Annotated in this window: 18 protein-coding genes; 9 read left to right on the top strand and 9 right to left on the bottom strand. The window is 53.7% G+C overall.

The features are described from left to right. Together MPJ51_RS16250 and MPJ51_RS16245 are read left to right on the top strand one after the other, a co-directional pair. The coding region (locus MPJ51_RS16250) for an error-prone DNA polymerase (RefSeq protein WP_298388841.1) at positions 1–2,894 on the top strand (2,894 nt) is incomplete at its 5' end. Between the two features lie 49 nt (positions 2,895–2,943). Then, on the top strand, positions 2,944–3,357 hold the full coding sequence (locus MPJ51_RS16245; RefSeq protein WP_298388840.1) for a group III truncated hemoglobin: 414 nt from the start codon (positions 2,944–2,946) through the stop codon (positions 3,355–3,357). Positions 3,358–3,565: 208 nt separating this feature from the next. On the opposite strand, the gene MPJ51_RS16240 is transcribed toward MPJ51_RS16245, so the two are convergent. Next, the gene (locus MPJ51_RS16240) at positions 3,566–4,000 is read right to left on the bottom strand and encodes a hypothetical protein (protein ID WP_298388838.1); all 435 of its coding nucleotides are present in this window, start codon (positions 3,998–4,000) and stop codon (positions 3,566–3,568) included. Positions 4,001–4,053: 53 nt separating this feature from the next. On the opposite strand from MPJ51_RS16240, the gene MPJ51_RS16235 reads away from it, so the two are divergent. The 3 genes from MPJ51_RS16235 to MPJ51_RS16225 all read left to right on the top strand — a co-directional run bounded on the left by MPJ51_RS16235 (position 4,054) and on the right by MPJ51_RS16225 (position 7,796). Further along, positions 4,054–4,773 carry a hypothetical protein gene (locus tag MPJ51_RS16235; protein WP_298388836.1) on the top strand — a complete coding sequence of 240 codons (720 nt, stop codon included), beginning with the start codon at positions 4,054–4,056 and terminating at the stop codon, positions 4,771–4,773. Between the two features lie 883 nt (positions 4,774–5,656). Next, a complete protein-coding gene (locus MPJ51_RS16230; RefSeq protein WP_298388834.1) occupies positions 5,657–6,811 on the top strand; it encodes a hypothetical protein in 1,155 nt (384 codons plus the stop codon). Next, entirely contained in the window at positions 6,774–7,796 is a 1,023-nt protein-coding gene (locus tag MPJ51_RS16225; protein WP_298388832.1) for a hypothetical protein, read from the top strand. The genes MPJ51_RS16230 and MPJ51_RS16225 overlap by 38 nt, the downstream gene beginning before the upstream one ends. Here the strand turns inward: MPJ51_RS16225 and MPJ51_RS16220 are convergent. Continuing rightward, positions 7,772–8,680: a DNA adenine methylase gene (locus MPJ51_RS16220; RefSeq protein ID WP_298388830.1), complete on the bottom strand. Its 909-nt coding sequence runs from the start codon at positions 8,678–8,680 to the stop codon at positions 7,772–7,774. The two genes, MPJ51_RS16225 and MPJ51_RS16220, sit on opposite strands and share 25 nt — an antisense overlap. A gap of 230 nt (positions 8,681–8,910) precedes the next feature. Here MPJ51_RS16220 and MPJ51_RS16215 point away from each other — a divergent pair, with 230 nt between their 5' ends. The 4 genes from MPJ51_RS16215 (at position 8,911) to MPJ51_RS16200 (ending at position 11,350) form a co-directional block, all read left to right on the top strand. Beyond that, positions 8,911–9,918 (top strand): restriction endonuclease, encoded by a 1,008-nt coding sequence (locus MPJ51_RS16215; RefSeq protein WP_298388828.1) that lies wholly within the window; start codon positions 8,911–8,913, stop codon positions 9,916–9,918. A gap of 44 nt (positions 9,919–9,962) precedes the next feature. Further along, a complete protein-coding gene (locus MPJ51_RS16210) occupies positions 9,963–10,499 on the top strand; it encodes a hypothetical protein (RefSeq protein ID WP_298388826.1) in 537 nt (178 codons plus the stop codon). 156 nt (positions 10,500–10,655) lie between these two features. Beyond that, positions 10,656–11,126 carry a hypothetical protein gene (locus tag MPJ51_RS16205; protein WP_298388824.1) on the top strand — a complete coding sequence of 157 codons (471 nt, stop codon included), beginning with the start codon at positions 10,656–10,658 and terminating at the stop codon, positions 11,124–11,126. A gap of 68 nt (positions 11,127–11,194) precedes the next feature. Continuing rightward, on the top strand, positions 11,195–11,350 hold the full coding sequence (locus MPJ51_RS16200; RefSeq protein WP_298388822.1) for a hypothetical protein: 156 nt from the start codon (positions 11,195–11,197) through the stop codon (positions 11,348–11,350). 88 nt (positions 11,351–11,438) lie between these two features. Here MPJ51_RS16200 and MPJ51_RS16195 read toward each other — a convergent pair whose 3' ends face one another. From MPJ51_RS16195 to MPJ51_RS16165, 7 genes are all read right to left on the bottom strand, one after another. After that, entirely contained in the window at positions 11,439–12,845 is a 1,407-nt protein-coding gene (locus MPJ51_RS16195) for a plasmid recombination protein (protein ID WP_298388820.1), read from the bottom strand. A gap of 327 nt (positions 12,846–13,172) precedes the next feature. After that, positions 13,173–13,736 (bottom strand): metallophosphoesterase, encoded by a 564-nt coding sequence (locus MPJ51_RS16190; RefSeq protein WP_298388818.1) that lies wholly within the window; start codon positions 13,734–13,736, stop codon positions 13,173–13,175. A 166-nt stretch (positions 13,737–13,902) separates the two neighbouring features. Continuing rightward, positions 13,903–15,378: a M23 family metallopeptidase gene (locus tag MPJ51_RS16185; RefSeq protein ID WP_298388816.1), complete on the bottom strand. Its 1,476-nt coding sequence runs from the start codon at positions 15,376–15,378 to the stop codon at positions 13,903–13,905. 5 nt (positions 15,379–15,383) lie between these two features. Next, positions 15,384–15,797, bottom strand: coding sequence for a hypothetical protein (locus MPJ51_RS16180; protein WP_298388813.1), 414 nt, complete (start codon positions 15,795–15,797; stop codon positions 15,384–15,386). Between the two features lie 23 nt (positions 15,798–15,820). Beyond that, the gene (locus MPJ51_RS16175) at positions 15,821–16,135 is read right to left on the bottom strand and encodes a hypothetical protein (RefSeq protein ID WP_298388811.1); all 315 of its coding nucleotides are present in this window, start codon (positions 16,133–16,135) and stop codon (positions 15,821–15,823) included. After that, the gene (locus MPJ51_RS16170) at positions 16,132–16,668 is read right to left on the bottom strand and encodes a hypothetical protein (RefSeq protein WP_298388809.1); all 537 of its coding nucleotides are present in this window, start codon (positions 16,666–16,668) and stop codon (positions 16,132–16,134) included. The genes MPJ51_RS16175 and MPJ51_RS16170 overlap by 4 nt, the downstream gene beginning before the upstream one ends. Beyond that, a complete protein-coding gene (locus tag MPJ51_RS16165) occupies positions 16,665–18,932 on the bottom strand; it encodes a DotA/TraY family protein (RefSeq protein WP_298388807.1) in 2,268 nt (755 codons plus the stop codon). The genes MPJ51_RS16170 and MPJ51_RS16165 overlap by 4 nt, the downstream gene beginning before the upstream one ends. Between the last annotated feature and the right edge of the window lie 40 nt (positions 18,933–18,972).

Raw genomic sequence — 18,972 nt, 5'->3', positions numbered from 1 at the left:
CGAACTTCACCTTCCTCACCGGGGCCTCCCACCCCGAGGAGTACATGGAGCGTGCGGTCACCCTGGGCCTGCCTGCCATTGCGATTGCCGATGACAACTCGGTCGCCGGCATCGTCCGCGCCCATACTCAGGGGCGCGAGATCGCCCGCAAGGTCCGCGAACGGCTGGAATGGGAGGCGCAACACATCCTCATAGGCCCGCCCTGCCCCAATCACATCTCCAAACCGCCGTCATACCCGATCCACGCAGTGCCCCGTCTGATCCCGGCGGCGCGGCTGATCTTTACCAACGCGCCCACCGTCACCGCCCTGCCGCTCAACCGCCAAGGCTGGGCCAACCTCTGCCGTATCCTGTCCAAGGGCCGCCTGCGCGCCGAAAAAGGCGACTGCATCCTGCACCTATCGGACCTGCTGGAATTCTCCGACGGTCTCCACCTGCTGCTCTGGCCACAGGCGACTCGCTCTCCGGGCGGCGCGGACGTATGGTGGACACAGGCGCAACAACTGACGCGCCGCTTTGGTGGACGGATGCATCTGCTGATGCACCCTCGGTATGACGGTGCAGATAGTAGCTATTTCTCTTTATTAAAGACTGAATCAAAGCAGCTCAGCATCCCCACCCTCGCCAGTGCCACGCCGATGATGCATCACGGCGCCCGCCGCAAACTGGGTGATGTGCTGACCGCCATCCGCCTGCGCCGCAAGGTCGATGAACTGGGCCGCAACGCGTTGGCCAATGGCGAACAGCGCCTGCGCTCGGAAACGGAAATGCTGCGCATCTTCAAGGGCCATGAGGGGGCTGTGGCCCGTGCCCATGACCTCAGCGAACAACTCCAATTCTCGCTCGATGAACTGCGGTATGAATACCCCAGCGAGGGCAGCGAACAGGAAACCCCAACCCAGCGTCTGCACCGTCTGGCGCATGAAGGGCTGAAATGGCGCTATCCGGAAGGAGCATCGGATAAAGTCAAAAAGATGCTGGCGCATGAACTGACATTGATCGCCAAGCTGAAATACGAGCCCTATTTCCTGACCGTCCGCGACATCGTCACATTCGCCCGTTCACGTGACATTCTGTGTCAGGGGCGCGGCTCGGCCGCCAATTCGGTGGTCTGCTTTTGCCTGCGCATCACCGAGGTCAGCCCTGAAAACGGCACCATGGTCTTCGAACGTTTCGTCTCGGAAGCCCGGGACGAGCCACCCGATATCGACGTGGATTTCGAACATGAACGGCGTGAGGAGGTGATACAGCACATCTATGACCGCTATGGTCGCCATCGCGCGGGCCTTTGTGCAACCGTGATCCACTATCGCGGCAAACGCGCCATCCGCGAGGTCGGCCGCGCCATGGGCCTGACCGAGGATACAATCACCGGTCTCAGCTCACAGCTTTGGGGCTTTTTCTCTGCCGATGGGCTAGAGGCTCAACGGATGCGCGAAATCGGCCTCGACCCCGAGGATCGACGCCTGAAACAGACTCTATCACTGGTCTATGAGATCGTAGGCTTCCCCCGTCACCTCTCGCAACATGTCGGTGGATTCGTCATCACCGAAGGGCGATTGGACGAGCTTGTCCCCATCGAAAACGCCACGATGGAAGGCCGCACGGTCATCTGCTGGGACAAGGACGATATTGACTCGCTGGGCATCCTGAAAGTGGACGTTCTGAGCCTTGGAATGCTGACCTGCATCCGCAAAGCGTTCGATCTGATCCAGCACCACCACCACAGCGCTTACACCTTAGCGACACTGCCGCCCGATGACCCAAAGGTTTATGACATGCTGTGCAAGGCCGACAGTATCGGCGTGTTTCAGGTGGAAAGCCGGGCCCAGATGAACTTTCTGCCCCGGATGAAACCGCGCAATTTCTACGATCTGGTGATCGAGGTCGCCATCATCCGCCCCGGCCCCATTCAGGGTGACATGGTGCACCCTTATATTCGGCGCCGAAATGGGGAAGAACCCGTTGTCTTCCCCTCGGACGCCTTGGGCGAGGTTCTGGGCAGGACCATGGGCGTGCCGCTGTTTCAGGAACAGGCGATGCAGATCGCCATTGTCGGCGCGGGCTTCACCCCCGAACAGGCTGACCGGCTGCGGCGATCACTGGCGACGTTCAAGAAGCACGGCAATGTCAGCGAATTCCGCACGCTGTTCCTGCGTGGAATGAACCAGAACGGGTATGAACAGGACTTTGCCGAGCGCTGCTTTTCGCAGATCGAAGGCTTCGGCTCTTACGGGTTCCCCGAAAGCCACGCGGCCAGCTTTGCGCTGCTGGTCTATGCCTCGGCCTGGATCAAATGCCATCACCCGGGCATCTTCGCCTGTGCGCTGTTGAATTCGCAGCCGATGGGCTTCTATGCCCCGGCTCAGATCGTGCGCGATGCGCGCGAACATGGGGTGCAGGTGCGCCCGGTCTGCATCAATGCCAGCTTCTGGGACAATGTGATGGAGCCCGACGGCCAGGGCGGGCTGGCCCTGCGGCTGGGTTTCCGCCAGATCAAGGGCCTCAGCGAGGAAGACGCCAGCTGGCTGACTGCTGCACGTGGCAACGGCTATACTCAGGTCGACGATGTCTGGCGCCGCGCCGGGCTGGGGCCGTCAGTGATCGAACGGCTGGCCGAGGCCGATGCCTTCGCCACCTGCGACCTGACCCGGCGCGAGGCTTTGTGGCAGGCCAAGGCGATTGCCACCGCCACCCCCTTGCCCCTCTTCTCGCAGGATCTGGAGGGCGAGGCGCTGGACGAACCAGCAGCCCACCTGCCGCAGATGACACTGGGCGAACAGGTGGTCGAGGATTACGTCGCCACCCGCCTCAGCCTCAAGGCACATCCCGTCGCCCTGCTGCGGCATCTGCTGACCCCGGATCAGCGCGACAAAACCACCCCTGTCGCGTGACGCCAAACCCAAGTATTGCCCCGAAACAGAGTCGAATCCTGGGGTCCACATGACCAGACCAACCCTGCCGCCGCGCTTTCCGGCCACGCCCGATCAGATCAACGCGCAGGTCAGCGCGTTCTACGCCCGCGTCCGGCAGGATGCGGTACTTGGCCCGGTCTTCAACAAACACGTCCATGACTGGCCCGCGCATGAGGCGAAAATCGCCGCCTTCTGGCGCAACGCCATCCTGTTTGAGCGCAGCTATGACGGCAATCCGCAGCGAGTCCATATCGAACGGCCCGACGTGAAACCGGAATTCTTCGCCCATTGGCTGGACCTGTTCGAAGAGGTCGCGACCCAGACACTGCCCCCCGAAACCGCCACCCTGTGGGTCGCTTTGGCCCGGCGCATCGGCGTGGGCATGAAGGCAGGCGTGCAATCGGCCCGCCAACCCAAGGACGCGCCGCCAATCCTGCGGTGATCCCGGATCATGGTCGCTTTGACATGGAGCGGTGCGTATCCGAATTCTGCAAACGGCTATCGTTTCTTCGAAACGGCCTCGTGCCTTGTTAAGGATGAGCCTGGCGTTTCGCGATACGATAAGCTTGTGGCGGAGCCTTTATCTGCTGTGCAAGTCGCTTTGCGGTTTCATGTTTCTAAGTCCAGACTGACAACAGGACTTGCTGGACTTAGGGTTGGTCGATCTCGGAAACCGGCAAACAGCCAATTTTGAGGAATGCATAGTCGGCCAGAGTGTCAATCCGATCTGGCCGAATGCTGGCATCTAAACGTGCTTGCATGCATTCATGAAGGAAAATGCAGCAGTAATTATAGACCCCTTGTTTGATTTTGGATAAAGACAACCCGTGCAGGAGTTCAAATCCTGAACGGCCCAGTAAATCCGCTGTTGATGGCTCTGATATGAAAGCAGTTCTGCCGGTTTTGCATCCGGTTGGGGACGGCAATTTATGCCTGTCAGCAGCACTTTCATGGAGTGAAAGCGGTGTGTTCTCAAGAAAACAATCAATCTGCTTTTGACGCATCATTTGGGCGGCGGTCTGTATCGCAGCTTTATCTGCAACGGCTGCGATGCCGAAAACCCCCAGCAGCCGATGCCCGTCCAAGGGTTCTGATCAATACGGTACCAAAGGCTGGCACCTACCTAGCGGCATTGGCGTTGGAAAACGCGGGCTATTCCTCCAAAGATCTACACCTGTACGACAAGCACCTGCATGACAACCGTTCGGTCCCCAAGGATCAAATTCATTGGGACTCGGGCAGTCGGCAGGTCAACTACCGCGCCGAATATGCCGCGTCTTTTCTGGGCGAGGGAGAATTCTGTGTGGGCCATTTGTCCCGCCAGCGTACTTTGACGCGGGTGGAGGCGTATAATGTCCATGTGCTGAACATCGTCCGTGATCCGATTACGCGACTTTGGTCTGCGTTCAAGTTTCAACGGGCAAAGGTCAAACCAACGCCGTATTCGCAGTTATGGAGAACGATGGCTCCAGATGACGATTTTAAGGGGTTTTTGCTGCTGCGTTCCAAGTTTCAGTTGAAACATAGCGAAACTCTGATGTCTAGTGGGCCGTTCTTTTGCTTTGAAGACCTAAAGCAAGGCAAATTTATCGAACGCGCCCTCGATCCGAGTATTATCAAGCACCGCAGTGCCGCAATGGCCCAACAACGGGCTCAGGTCATTCGCGATGTTGAGGCAGGGCTCGCTGAAGCTTTGGGCAAGAAAACCGCAACCTACGTTCCCACAAGCGAAAGTGGCAGAGCACCCATCCTTGAAGACAGTGCCGTGACTGCGTTTTTTGATGAGTGCGGCTTGACCGCCGCGTCAGAGTTTTACCGTACCAACGTCCTATCTGACAAAACCATAGTGCCCCGCTGATCGCCCTTTTCCCTGCCCGTGTTATGATGTGCGCTAGATAGCATTAATCCGGCGTGTAGTTCATTTCAGCGCGTGAGAGCACAATACTTGCAGGCAAAACCGCTGAAATCGAGGAGGACGAGGTTGAGGCGGCAGAAACTGATGAGGGGGTCGACGCCCAGAAATCGCCACAGGGCGCCTCCCGCTCCTGCGCGGTCTCAACCGTGCCATAGCAGGTCTTGCATGCGTAGCGTGAGAAACCTCGGCGACACCGATGGCCTGACGACTCTGCGTAGCTACGGTCAAATTGACCGCAACCGATTGCGTGAGTTGATTACCGGCGAGTCAGAGAAGGAGGATTTCTGAGGCTGAGAAAAACGGCGCAATCCGCGCCTCAATGTGGGAACTGATGTTGCGATATCTATTTTATCCCAACTTAATCAACATGCTGAGTTGACTAAATGGCGGAGACGAAGTCTTACATATCTATCTTATAAGTATTTGGTTAACATGATAAAATTTTCAATCTCTGGATAGAGTACCACATTTTACACCACACAGCGCAAGCCCATCAGGTTCATCTCGCCAGCCTAATTTCGCTTCAGTATCGAAAAACAGACGTACCCTAACTCCAATAATCGCTCGTCTATCAGCTGGAATCGCGAGCACACAGAGAGTTCTCGCGGCTCTCTGGATGTTTTCAAGCGCCAAATACCTTAGCAAGAGCCTCGGCTGTACAGCGCACGAAAATTCGGTATTTTCGCGTGTGACGTCCAGCCTTCATTTTTTAGATGTTCGATGCGTGTTGAGTGGTGGTTTGACAAAAATCTGTTAGAAGCATGCGGACTGGGCATCGATCTCCTACATACGGTGATCTTACCATATCGGCGAAAGGTCTAAGATAATGAACTGGGATAGTGTAGTTGCGGTGACTGATTCAACGCTGGTGAGAGTCGACCTGCTTTGCTTCGACACGAGCAACCCTCGGTTTACGCCAGACAAGCGCCCTGATGATAGTACAAATCTCGCAATAGTACGGAAGTTGGCTAGCTCGGCCGACTTGGCTGAGCTAGTGCAATCCATCGCGACCAGCGGATACATAAACATTGAGCCGCTGATCGTTGTCGCAGAGTCGGATTGTCTTCGAGTGCTCGAAGGGAATCGCCGGCTGGCTGCGATAATGTGTTTGAGAGATCCAGAGTTTGCAAAATCCGCCGGCGTAAGCCTTCCAGAATTTGATCAAGCGAAGGTCTTGGCGTCCACTGATATGATTTTGGTGTATCGAGTTGAACGCGAAGAGGACGCAAGAGACCTCATCGGCTTCAAACACATCAATGGCCCTCAGTCTTGGGATGCTTATGCCAAAGCAAAATTCGCCACAAAATGGCTGGATGATGAGAAACAACTGTCTTCCCAAGGAAAAAAATCGTTAAGCCTCAACGATATAGCGAACAGGATGGGAGACAAGCACGCAACAATCTTTCGGATGGTCACAGCCTATTACGTGCTTGACCAAGCAGAAAGTGAGGAAGTGTTCAGCGTAGATGACCGTACTAAGAAAGCCTTTAGCTTTTCTCACCTTTACACTGGGTTATCGTACGTTGAATTTACTGACTATCTAGGGATGCATCGACCACAAAGAACTGAAGACCCCTACACAGATCCAGTTCCTCAAAGCCACATCGATAACCTGAAGAACTTGTTGCAGTGGTTGTATGGTTCCAAAAAAGAAGAAATACAGCCGATAATAAAGAGCCAGAATCCTGATTTGGGCTTGTTAAGAGAAGTCTTGAAGTCAAAAGCTGCAACACGTGAGCTAGAGGAACGCGTCAGTCTTGCAGATGCAATTGTCACCGCGACACCTAAAGACGTTCGATTTTCGCGGCACATCTTGGCGGCAAACAATGAATTGCTGAAAGCCCTAAATACTCTAGATGGGTTTGACCCTGAAGGTCAGTCCGAACTTGAAGAAATTGCAGAATCTGCCGCGAAGCGCGCGATCAGCATTAGAAGCTCAGTTCGTGCTGCAATTGAAGATGCCAACGGTGTGGTTAAGTAAGAAAATGGCGCTAGAACCTTTGCTGACGCCTTCGCTCGCCTCCTCAGCGTCGGAGAAACTTGATTGGCTGGAATTTACTGCATTTTTGTCATCCACCGGCGTTGCTAGATTGGATGTTCTGGTTTCGGCGTTGAACCAGCAAGAGGAAGAGCAAACAGAAGATTTCGGCGAGGAAGATCGGCAAAAAGAGGCTGTCATAGCCGACCTTGAAAATGAGTTCGACTACCGATCGCAAGCGCTCGGAGAAGAATATCCTTTTCTCCTTTCAGACGATGCTGAAGAACTGCATCTAGTCAGAAGTTGGGAAGACGAAAGAGCTGTATTTTATTTCGTATGTCTGTTGGCATCACATCTGGTGAACTCACCGTTTGTGGCATTTGAGATCAGTACAGGCATGGAAACTAGGCTTCGAAACGAAGTTTTTCAGATCGTTTCGACGCTAGCGATGGCAGGCGTTTCATTGGGTCCTTCAGTTAGCATTGGTTGGCCTCGCTCAAATGATGAAACGATACTGGAGGTCCTACGTCGCGCATCAGCAGAGCATGCTGGATTTAATGCAAGAGCTACAGCACATCCTGATGTGGCGAACCCACATGACAAAGATGGAGGTATGGATGTCATTTCATGGCGTTCAGCCATCCGTCCACCACCTCTGAATTTGTATTTTGGCCAAGTTGCAAGTGGCGCTGACTGGAAAGGCAAATCAGCCGCAAATAAGGCGAAATCATTCAAGGCAAAATTCCTCGAATTGGGTCCTCTTGGGAACGAGGACTACACGACACTGACCCCATTGCGAATTGCTGATGAGCCACTTTGGAAGCGGGAACACGTAGATCACGGATCTATCGTAGATCGAACCATGCTGCCAACTCTTGCGCACAATGGTATGCTTTTAGCCGCGGATGGAGTGATGGTTGACGAAGCGGAAAACCTCCCAGCAGTGCTGCAGTGGGTGGCTGATTATAGGGCTGAAGCACTTTCATAGCGGGCCGCCGAAGGCGTGATTAGAATTTCCGCTTCCTTTCGCTTCTTTTGGAGGCTGTAGTTGACGTCAATGGTTTTCATATTTTGATCGGAATAAATTTGTCGGATCAAAGGGTGATCATCGTATGTAAGCACCCACTTTGTAATCTTGCCGGACGTCAGCATATCGCTAAGCGCTACGTGTTTGTCCTCACCCATAGCATTTAGATATAGGCGGCCACCGGCCTTAACATACGGTGGGTCAATAAAATAAAAGGAAGAACTTGAGTTAAGAGCTCGTCTGGATCTGTCTAGAAAAGATAGTACATCGAGGTTTGAGATTTTGATGCGTTCGCGATTCGCACCAATCCACTTAACCCGTTCAATAAGTCCCTGCCTATTAAAACGAGCGTCAATTTTCCACTTTCCAGTTTGGTCATATCCGCCGATTGGCCCCGCCTTTGAAACGATACCTGATCGGGTAGTACGGTTGAGATAAAACGAAGCGAACCCTAAATCAAAATCATAGTTGGAATTCGTGTCGTCGGTTGAAACCCGGCTTTGAATATACCATTCGTCCATAGTCAAAGGTACGGATTGTATTCTGTCGATGAAGCGTTCAGTCTCAGACAGCATGGCTCGCCAAGCAGAGTAAACCCGGACATCGGCGTCATTGAGGTGAAGGCTGTCGACGTACCCATCTGCAAGAAGATTTACAGCTGCGCCTGCGCCACCACAAAATGGTTCGAGGAAAGTTATGCGACTACTATCGAAACATTTGGCAAGATGGTCTGCTAGGAAGCCACTGAGGAAACCTTTGCCTCCGGGATAGCGAAATGGTGACACAGCATTCTGAGTGTGCCTATGGGGAAAGTCCCGGATGTCAATCGTGCTCAGTTCTTGCAATTTGGGCCGCCGGTCCTTGTTTACTTGCTACCACTATCTAGATTAAGCGTCCCCGGCAATATGGGTGTCCAGCAAAACCAGTGAGGTTTGTTGGTTCGATTGTCAGCGTCATGGGTTTGGACATCGGAAAACAGGCACCACCAGTAACTTGGTAGGTCATTTGGGCCCCTTCCCTCCCACGCACGAAGGTGACAGGGTACGGATCAGGCATCATACTCAGGAGTGAACTGATGGGTGGAATTTCGGGTCACCGGCAGTATTTTGTCGACAGTTTCATTGAAATCGTCGGCTATAAAACAGGGATTTTGCTCGATCAGCATCAGCTCTTCGAATTGCTTGACGAACTGGGCGATTTTCGCACGCGATTGATGCCAGACGGAGACAAGGGCGCACGGCTGCATTCGGTTGAGGTCGAAGAGGTGACGGCGTTCCTGCTAAACCGAGTCGGTAACACGGCAACACCTAGCACAATGAGCTCGCACATTGCTTTGCACCACAAGTACAAAGGTGACAAGGCAGCGTTTGACTGTTTCATGTCCGTTTCAGAGATGTTTATCGAGTTCCTAAATAGCTCGACCGCTCAAGCGCGAGTCTCACCGCCGAAATCAGGCAAACTGGACCCATCTGACTTCATCAGGCGGGCGCTAGACAAGCACGGTACTACCGGAGGGCAAATGGCGCTGGAGATGATCTCAGGTGTAAATGGCGACATGCATCGTTCACCGTGGGGAAAAATCCGAAGTGTGGATTGGACGGATACAGTTGAACTAAGATCGTTGTTCGAAAGCGAGTCACTAGAAACCAGCTATGGAAGCTTCTTTGACCAAAGATTTATTGACTATCTGCATCAGAATTTTGACGAAATAGGACAAATCCACTGGCGTAAGTTTGAAGGCCTAACGGGTGAGTTTTTTGAGAGAGAAGGCTTTCAAGTGGATGTCGGGCCAGGACGCAACGATGACGGAATCGACTTGAAGATTTATCGTGACGGACCCGTCGAGGGTGACCCTGCGCTGATCATTGTCCAGTGTAAGCGACAAAAAACAAAGATAGACAAGGCGTTGGTCAAATCAGTCTATGCAGATGTACTGCACGAGAAAGCTGAATCTGGCTTGATCGTAACTACCTCCAGTTTGTCGCCCGGTGCTGCTCGTATCCGCAACGCCCGCAGCTACCCCGTCGCCGATGCAGATCGCGAAACACTAAGGGAGTGGGTACGCAAGATGCGGACACAGTAACCCCCAACTCATGAACAGATTTACCGTTATTTAGGAGTTGAAGAGTGAATATTGTATTCTCGACGTTTCCACGTACAGAGTCGCCACCTAGCTTTGTTTCTGAAGTGTGCGACACCTTTCAAACCCATGGAAACGAAGTCTCAACTGTCAAATCCGATAAGGGGCTGACCAGCGACCAAGTCCTTGAGATCATCCGGCCTGATCTGGTTTCGCTGGGTTTTTTAGTCGAAGCCGGAAAGAGAAAGTCGCAAAAGGTTCAACGGCCGGTCTTCTTTGGTGAGAACGCTGTTCCCTCATTGCAGTATGAAGTGGACGCATGGCATCCTGATTGGCGTGTGGGTCTAGAGGTAGAAGCTGGACGTGCCAAGATGGGTAATGCCATATATCGCGACTTGATCCAAGCGCTAGTGATGGTTGATCTCAAGTACTTGTTCCTCGCCGTTCCGCTGGCCTACAGGTACAATTCAGGCGGCAAATCCGTCCACAGTAAGGATTACGAGCATACGGTGTCGGTCGCTGAGGCTTTGTATGGACACTCAAGGATTGCGATGCCATTTTCGTTGTGCGTAATCGGATACTAAAATGAGACGAAGTGCGCCAAGCTTTGCAGTCGACCGGTGTTCAAAATGCAGACATCAGGGCAACCGCAAGAATTGCGTCTGAGACTTAACATCTAGTCATCTCGTTGGGTGACTAATGTTCCCAACGCGCTCGTGAAGAGGGGACAGAAGATAGATTTGACGAACAATACCGAGACCCAACCGACGCCGACCACATACATCATGGGAATGCCCCAAAAGCTTGCCATAGTGGCGGTATCTTCCACTTTGACTCTCGTTGGAGTGTTGACCACAGCGGCAATCACCTACCAAACAACCAAGGTGCAAGATCGTTCAGTCGATGCGGAATTTACCAGAATTGCCCTATCGATACTTGCGGAGGAATTCGACTCAGACAAGCCGGAGTATGCGCGTGAGTTTGCTGTGAAGTTGTTGGAACGGAGCTCAGGTATTCCTTTAACCGATGAAGAGCGTATCGCTTGGGTGAAAGACGGCAACGTGCTTGGCGAAGGGTGGATTATGAATGGAGGCGTCTGCCAACCTGCAATCTCGCTACCAAGTGGTATTAAGAACATCGAGAGATCACTTAGAATTCTGAGCGCATACGGCGAAAGCACTGTGTTTGTGCCTGATACCCTTGAACAGTGAGAATACCGCACAAAGCCAAAGGCAGCAGCGGCGAACCGGAACCGCTAAATGTGTGAGAGGAACCGAAAATGAGTGTCGGTAAGAGCCTGATCCAAGGCGCACAAGAAGCCCTCGCCATTGCCAAGGGTGAATTGGAGCCTGCCGCCGTTTATGCTCCTGAGACCATTGATGTCGCCGCGATCCGCAAGAAGCTGAGCAAGAAAGACACGTTTATTCAGAAATGAATGAACTCAACGGATAGGGACCGTCAATCCGGCAATGCGCTATGCTATGAACGCCAAACACCGCCTTCCGTTGGTAGACAATATTGCTTCATTGATGCTGCGAATTAACTGTATTTGCGTCCGGGTAAGTTGAAACAACAAGCTGCGCAAATTCGATTTTACGCCGCTCTTCCTGCACATTGCGAGTGAGTTCATGCAATGCGGCGGATTCATCAAGGGGATCAGGAAGCAGCAGACCCAAGGCACCCGAAACCTCATCCTGTGATCGCGGTTTGAAAGCACGAAACAGCTTGGAGATCTCCGAGCCAACTTCGTTCCAGTAGGACGCGATTGCGCCTATGAGAGCACGTGCACGTTGAACTAGGGAGCCTGTTTTTGGTAGATTCTGAATTCGAGAGATGTTTCGGCAGTGCGCATCTCGAATCTCAACAAAAGCGTCACGCCAGTTTTGTTCTCCGACTTTGGCTGCATATTGCTCGCGAGCACTTAGCCATCCGGCGGTTGGATCAGCAGACGTGCGACCCGCATTTTGCCGTTGCCAGTTACTCTGCTCAAGAGACCGCTTGATTGATTTAATGAGTCTGCGAGTTGCCTTCCCGTCGGAAGTAAGCTCTTCTTCCGGCACTTCCGCATTGATGATTACATTGGCAACATCGAGTGCTTCGTTTGCGGCGCGCAGACCCTCATTCCGACCGGCCTCAAACCCGATAGCCTCCTTGCGTGCAATCGCACGATCCCTTTCATCAAGTTCTTCTTCGCGTTGTTGCAGTTCCTTGTCCTTCCGCTTCTGTTCAGCTGCTTTTTCGTTGACCCACTGGCGGGTTTTTTTGGCCTTTGGATCATTAGGAGCGCGATCTTCCCCGTATTCAATGCCAAGATGGTTCACTGCAAGAGCCATCTCTTCTCGCAGTAGCCGGTAACTGTTGAATCTCGAGAGTTTGGCATTAGATGCCCGACCAACTTTCCGAACCGTTGGTTTTGACGCGACCGCCTTTTTTCGAGCTTCAAACTCTTCTTGGGTTTCATTGCGCTTGCGACGCCCGGGCTTTCGAGCGGTCTTTTGATAAGTTGGTGCGACTACGAAATGAATGTGAGGCGTGTCTTCGTCGAGATGCAGCTCCGCGAAGACCAAATCATCCCCGAACTGCGCTTCGATATGATCCATTGTAGCATCGATCCAAGGTTCCAACCGTTCCTCTTCCCAAGTACCTTTGGCGTCGGGGGCATTGGGGCGAAAATACTCTGGCGACGCAGAAGCGACGCATCTCAGATATGGCTTCTCTGCTTGCTTGGCTGGTCGCTCAACTCCGTCTTCATAAAAATCTTTGAGCGACTGCATTAGCCCCTCGTCACTGCCGAAGAAAATGCAATTGCGATGAGATCGGGCAGGATCAATTGCCGAGGTACCGTCAGGTGTCCGAACACGGCAATGCCGGTCTAGCGCGGCTATCATGCTTGGTGACGCGGCCTCAATATTGAAAACAAGTTCAGCCATGCGGGCATCTCTCTAACGCTGTAAAACTTGGAAAAGTTTCATTGCTCATAAGGAGACTTTGGGACCCCGCTGCTGCGCACCACCCCAAAGTCTCCTTCTTCGCCCGGCTGGGGGCTACTCCGGCCTGTGGCCTGCGCGGCTTGCAACCCTGTGGGCCGCGCCTTGCCAAGCCGCCGATGGCAGCTGCAAACCTTCCTTCTCCGCCAGCCTCGTGAGGGGCGCTGCGAAGGTAGGTTTGCCCCGATCCAGACCGACCGGAGACCTCCAATATCGGAGGTCGGTCTGGATCGTTTGGACTCGTTCGCATGGGGAAGCCTCCGTGTTCCATCAAGCCGCTCCTGCGTCCCGTTCGACGTCTGACCAGTGAGCGTTAGGAGGCAGCGATTTGGCTCGGTGTCGGGCCTCTTTCAGCGTGACCGGCATGTACCCCCAGACATCGACACCCACGTTCACAGCATTCCGGCTCCCTTGCCAGTTCCCGTGTACGTGCCCAAAGAGATGAAGCGCACCTCTTCGCGCCCGATGCCACGTGATCATCGGATAGTGACACAGCACGGTGTTCGGGCCGTTGCCATCCGCCACTTCGGTCAAGTGCGTGACTGAAGTCCATGGCAATTCCAGTGTCGTGGAGTTGTCGTGATTGCCAACTACGAGATGTTTTTCGGCACCGGGGAGACGCCGAAACAACTGGCGGAGCCAGCCAGTGTCTTTGGCTTTCGGACCAAATGCGAAATCCCCGACGATCCATAGGGCGTCATCTGGTCCAACCTTGGAGTTGAGATTGTCGATGAGCGCCGCGTCCATGTGGTTCGCCGACCGGAACGGTCGAGCGCAATGCTTGATGATTTTCTCATGCCCGAAGTGTGTGTCCGCAGTAAACCAATGCATCATCTTCTAAATCTCCAGCTCGAAATACCAGCGTGCGGAGATCGACTAAGGCTTGCTTCATCGGCAATCCGTTCGGAAAGCTCTGTCGCAATCGTTTTTGCAAGCCTTCGCGATATCCTTTCCGCAAGCCCATTCGATATAGCTTTCGCTATCATTGCTTCGATACCCATCACTCAGTGGTCAGTATCAGGCCGGTCATCACGGCAATCTGGGATCGCATTACCCGGCCCATGTTCGATCCATTTCGCGCAGATCCGATGGCCGCAAGGCCGTACTGGATCGCCGCATCGCGTCTGTTTGAGGAAGCGAGATTTGCGCTGGTCTGTGGGTTGCCCAACAGTGCGACCCCAGCTTCGGCAACGCCACCCATGACGTTGTGACCGCCATTCGAAGACATCATGCCTCCGTCAAGCATATTGGCTCCCGGCGCACATGTCGGTTCAAGAGTCAGTCCATCGGGTCGCGAGAACCCTTGCCGTGCATACTGTTCAACCGAAAGGCGGGATTCCCTGAATGGCAAACGCCGATGCAGGTAAGTTTCAGGATTGACCACATAGAACGGTTGCGGCGCTGCCCCTGCAAGGCTTGCTCCTGACAACCCACTGCTTTGCTTGGAACCGAAGAACGTCTCACGGTCTTCCAGAGGCCATGCCCGGCCCGCATCTTCACCAAGAGCCGCCATGATTTCACCCGCCACATGAACTTCTAAATGCAGGTGCGTGGCTCCCGGTGTACCGGCATCGCCTTGAGTGATGACCACGGTGTCCGGGAGAACGCGGTCGCCTTGCGCAACGCGACGGGCTTGTCCATGAAGATAACCCACACGCTGCCGTCCATCGGGTGTTTCGACAAATACGCTGTTTGTTCGGTTGGCAGCCGAGAAAACGACAGTGCCAGGCACACCCGCAAAGACCTGTGAACCCTCTCCCTCGTCGTTCACCAGATCAAGGCCGAGGTGATATCCAGCGGACGCTCGACCGGTTCGGTCAACGCCAAATGGCGAAGTCACCCTAAGCCCGGAAGAGTTCATGAGGTCTCGGTCAAAACAAGTGCCGATGCCACCTGCTAGAACCGGTCCCGGTTCGGCAGTGCCCGTGACACCCGAAACGTCGTAGCCAGCGCCCCTGATCAGATAAGTGCAAACAGACACGCCGTTTCCATCTCGGGCCTGATTACAGTCACCAGTTCGGTAGTAGCGACCGAGCGCGCCATGATAGGCGCAGCCAAACTGGCACCCTTTAATGATCGAACTCTGAGTGATGGTCCGGCACGATCCGCCCCAACACACCTGCGAACCGATCAGCTCGTCAAAGCCGTTCCGCGTGGCGAGTTGCCATTCATCAGCCATGTATCTGCGATACGCCGACACTTGTGCGGCTGGGCTTGAGAGGAAAGATTCCAGAGAACTCGGGTGATAGCGGACCCTTGTGTCGGGGCAGAATTGGAACGCGCCCGCACAACCATATTGGTTGACGCTGTCCCAGTCACCTTCAGACGATGAAACTGCCGAAGCAAAGTTTGCCAAACCGGGCGGCATGCCCGCGTCAATCATCTCTGCCGCTGAAACCTGAGCGGCGGCAGAGATGGGTGAGATGGCAAGAGAAAGCGCAAAAGCGCCTTGCATGCAAATTTGTGTGATTTTCATCGCATTCACCGCGCCTGCTTTAGATCAATCTCATTGCCGCAGGCGGTCAGCACCAGCTCAATAGGATCGACTGTCATAGAGGAACGGTCTTGGCAGATCATTCCATGAGCGCGGCCAAAGTGGCTGCGCAGTTCCATGCCATCATCAGTCTCGATGCGAAATCGGAACGGGCATTCTGATAGACCACACCAGCGGTCAACAAGAACCGCCAATGTGACTTTGCCACCATCGACCGGGAAAACAGAATACCAGATTGATGGCTGAACTACCGAGCCACCCTCGGAAACTTCTTCATCCGTGAACAGGCCAGTTGGATCTGTTGGCGCGCCGATTTCGATTTTGCTAAAAGTAATGGGCGTGTCCGCAAATGCACTGCCCGCCAAAAGCGAGCAGCCTACGATCACCGCTGATTTTAACATCTTTCAACCTCCTCGGTGGCTTGTCATAGTCTGCTGATCGCGACCATTTGGGCGGCGATCCAATGTACGGAGTTTGTATTTCTGTGGCGTTTCACTTCTTCATCGACAGGGGCTGCCAACTCAGATTGTTCGAGAAAACGCCGGAGAAAGAACTCGGCCAAACTGTCAGGTGAAACTTGAATGTGTGAATAAGGCGGCAAGGCCCAACCTTTGGCCTTTGCTTCCATTGTGAGCCGTTCTCTAGCCCAACTAGCGCCATCTATGTCCTTGCTGTATCGCGCATGCAGTCCGACCTCGACCAATTGAGCGATTATGCTGCCACCGAAGTCCTTGGTCATTTCGCTCCTCCAGACAAAGGATTTGCAAAAGCAGGGGGAGTGCGTCCGTAGATCCATTTTGACTGACGACCGATCCATTGCTCCCGCCCATGACGGTCAGTGTCTCGGTACGTCATCTCAAACATGACCAACCCGGCCGGGTCGCGGGTCAGATCAAAGAATAGTGGAAGGTCCAGCTGCCCGAATACATGTTGATGGATGCGGCCTTGCAGCTTCGCCCAAACCTTTTCCATTCCAGCCCTGACAATGAACCCCGGCCTTTCTGGAAACTTTGCGCGATCCCAGTGTGCTTCGAGATAACGGGCGATTAGCGAGCGCTCTTGCTCAATCAAATCGGCGGATGGCCAAGGCGTCTTCCAATCCACAGCATCAAGTGCTCGTTGAGCCAGTTTAGGTTTATACCCCTGCACGATGCGATCCAGATCGAGTTGCTTCATCGCTTCTTCAAACTGAATGCGCTGCGCGTTCATTCGCTCAGCGCGTTGGTGCATCACGCGGCCGGGAGCCATCAGGATTTCCCAAAACTTTATCATTGCGGCCTCCTTGGAAGGCCACGGGCACCTCCATCTTGTCCTTGCTTGGCGATTTTACCTAGATCGTTGTGTGCTTTTCCGACCTGTGCGCCAACACTTCGAGCGCCCATATATCCAAGACCACCAGCCATTACCGTTTTGTCTGCGATGGCTCCGGGCTGCGTGAATCGTCCAAGACCAGCTCCGATCAAGTTCATAGCGGTCTCTCCGAACTCACTGATAATCTGTGAACCATAAAGCACGGTCAGGAATGCGAGCAAAACGTAGATGATCAACACAAAAACCATGACTACGATGCCGATTGTGCCGTTGACCGCCGTGGCCGCAAATCCGGCCAGATCAGGAACTGTATCTGCACCAGAAATGCCGTCGAAGAACATCAGGCGACCAAAGAACGTATGCAAAACGTACAGCATTACAGAGATCACCATCATCGAGATGACCAACCCAGCCACGATGAAGAAGGGCCGCAGAAAAATTCCCAATGTCGTCAGTAGTGCACGCGATAAATCAGAACCAATGAGGCTGGCTTCCCGCGACGGCGCGAACATTCTTAGCAACATGAGCGGCCAAGCGAACATCAATTCAAGGATTTGCAAAAGCCAGCTCAAGATTGCGGTGAAAAAGTAAATCATCGGGACCAATGGCAAAACAATCATCATCACCAACCCGACAATCAGCAGAGTGACACCCACACCCGTCAAACCAGACGACGCCATGCCAACGGCCTCTCCGGTACCAAGTATGAAGGAGGCACCGCGACCCAGAATGCTCTGGTTACCAACGTTGATTCCAACACCCAGTGTCAGAGCAGTACCTCCTGCCCCAGCAAGAATCGTGCCCTGTCTCTGCACTTGAAGCATTGGGTCGATGAAACCGAAATTTCCTTCAGCGGTGTTTGTCGCCACTGGGCTGAAGACGTTGAGAATACCGCTGTAGAGGCGGTTGATTGCCCTTTGATCTATGACGCTTTGTGGCACCTCGCCCCTCGCAGCGTTCATTGGGGTTTCTACATCGGGCAGTGAAAGATTCACTACGTTCGAAGCGATTTCATCCCAAGTGTCTTGGTCCGCATTCGCCTTCGTTAACAAGTCGAGGGTCAGGCTCTCCTCACGGGAACCTCGCGCGTAACCGCGTCCACTCAGAAAATCGGATATGAGGTTGTTGCGGTTTATCTGCATAGCCAAGGTGTCGCCCGGGAACTCAATAGCTGTTACTGTCGACGCGACACCCCGCTGCCACACTGGAGCGAGCATCCAACCCTCGGTAGTCACCATGTTGAGCAGTCCCTCATGCACATCTTCGATCACGTCATCCGAAATGGTTGACGCAATGGCTGGACCGCTCAAGTATGAAGCAACGGCTGTATAGACGGCCGCGCGCGATGGTGCCAACAGAGCGTCGCTATCGCGCTCGCCATCATATATCGAGAAGGCAACTAGCTGGGCTGCATCTGACAGTTCTGGCAGCACTTCTTCAGCTAGATGAGCGAATTGCTGTTGCGCTCGGCCAGCCATCAATCCAACTTCAAGTCCGCTGCCATTTTCGATGGCAGAATAACTGTCTGTTGCTGCCACAGAGCCGCAGTAATTACTTCGACCGCTATATGCCACGCCCCCGGCTTCTTCCCCAAAGAACATCTGGTAGCTCATGCCGACAACTTGTCTGCCGCCGACACCGTCCCAAAAACCAGATGTGTCTTCGAGATGGACTGCTGATTGTCGAAGGCGGATCACACCGGTGGTTCCAGTCGCGCTGACTTCATCGCGCGTGACATTTTCATCGCCGTTGATGACGCGCTCAAGCCGATTGGCGTTGATTGCGCATATATGACCGGTCACGAGAGCGTCGAATGCTCCGCCAAACTGCTGTACCAATTTTTCAGATTCTGGAGGGACCTGGGCGAACGAACCTGAGGTAAGCGGAGTGCCGGAAAGCATATCATCGGCGACGTTACGCCATGTGACATCCGCCAACGCAGATCCTTGTAGTACGAGCCAAAGGAACGCGACCTGAGCCAAGGAAAACCCGCCGACCATCGGAACAAACCCAATTACTCCGGCAACGATCCGTAGAATTGTGTATTTGGTGTCTGAAGATTGCCCGAAGGTCTTTCCGTCCGCTGCTGTGTCGAAAATCATGGCGTAGACTGTGTAAGTAAGCACTATCAGCATCGTGAGCAGACAGAACGCATTGAAGATGGTGAAAACGGTCTCGAGCCAGTTGGCGACGACAATCGTTTCGTCGCCATTGATCAGCCCCACTTGAGTGGTCCAATTTGATTGTTAGTGTATGACCGGCCTT

This window comes from Ruegeria sp., from assembly GCF_028066395.1.
GTDB lineage: Bacteria > Pseudomonadota > Alphaproteobacteria > Rhodobacterales > Rhodobacteraceae > Ruegeria.
Note: the sequence above shows the minus strand (reverse complement) of the source record. Positions and strands in the feature narration are given on the sequence as shown.

Excerpts from the sequence above, each read along its gene's own strand:
- MPJ51_RS16245 (WP_298388840.1), top strand. The coding sequence starts at position 2,944 with ATGACCAGACCAACCCTGCCGCCGCGCTTTCCGGCCACGCCCGATCAG.
- MPJ51_RS16230 (WP_298388834.1), top strand. The coding sequence starts at position 5,657 with ATGAACTGGGATAGTGTAGTTGCGGTGACTGATTCAACGCTGGTGAGA.
- MPJ51_RS16215 (WP_298388828.1), top strand. The coding sequence starts at position 8,911 with ATGGGTGGAATTTCGGGTCACCGGCAGTATTTTGTCGACAGTTTCATT.
- MPJ51_RS16200 (WP_298388822.1), top strand. The coding sequence starts at position 11,195 with ATGAGTGTCGGTAAGAGCCTGATCCAAGGCGCACAAGAAGCCCTCGCC.
- MPJ51_RS16195 (WP_298388820.1), bottom strand. The coding sequence starts at position 12,845 with ATGGCTGAACTTGTTTTCAATATTGAGGCCGCGTCACCAAGCATGATA.
- MPJ51_RS16190 (WP_298388818.1), bottom strand. The coding sequence starts at position 13,736 with ATGATGCATTGGTTTACTGCGGACACACACTTCGGGCATGAGAAAATC.
- MPJ51_RS16185 (WP_298388816.1), bottom strand. The coding sequence starts at position 15,378 with ATGAAAATCACACAAATTTGCATGCAAGGCGCTTTTGCGCTTTCTCTT.
- MPJ51_RS16180 (WP_298388813.1), bottom strand. The coding sequence starts at position 15,797 with ATGTTAAAATCAGCGGTGATCGTAGGCTGCTCGCTTTTGGCGGGCAGT.
- MPJ51_RS16175 (WP_298388811.1), bottom strand. The coding sequence starts at position 16,135 with ATGACCAAGGACTTCGGTGGCAGCATAATCGCTCAATTGGTCGAGGTC.
- MPJ51_RS16170 (WP_298388809.1), bottom strand. The coding sequence starts at position 16,668 with ATGATAAAGTTTTGGGAAATCCTGATGGCTCCCGGCCGCGTGATGCAC.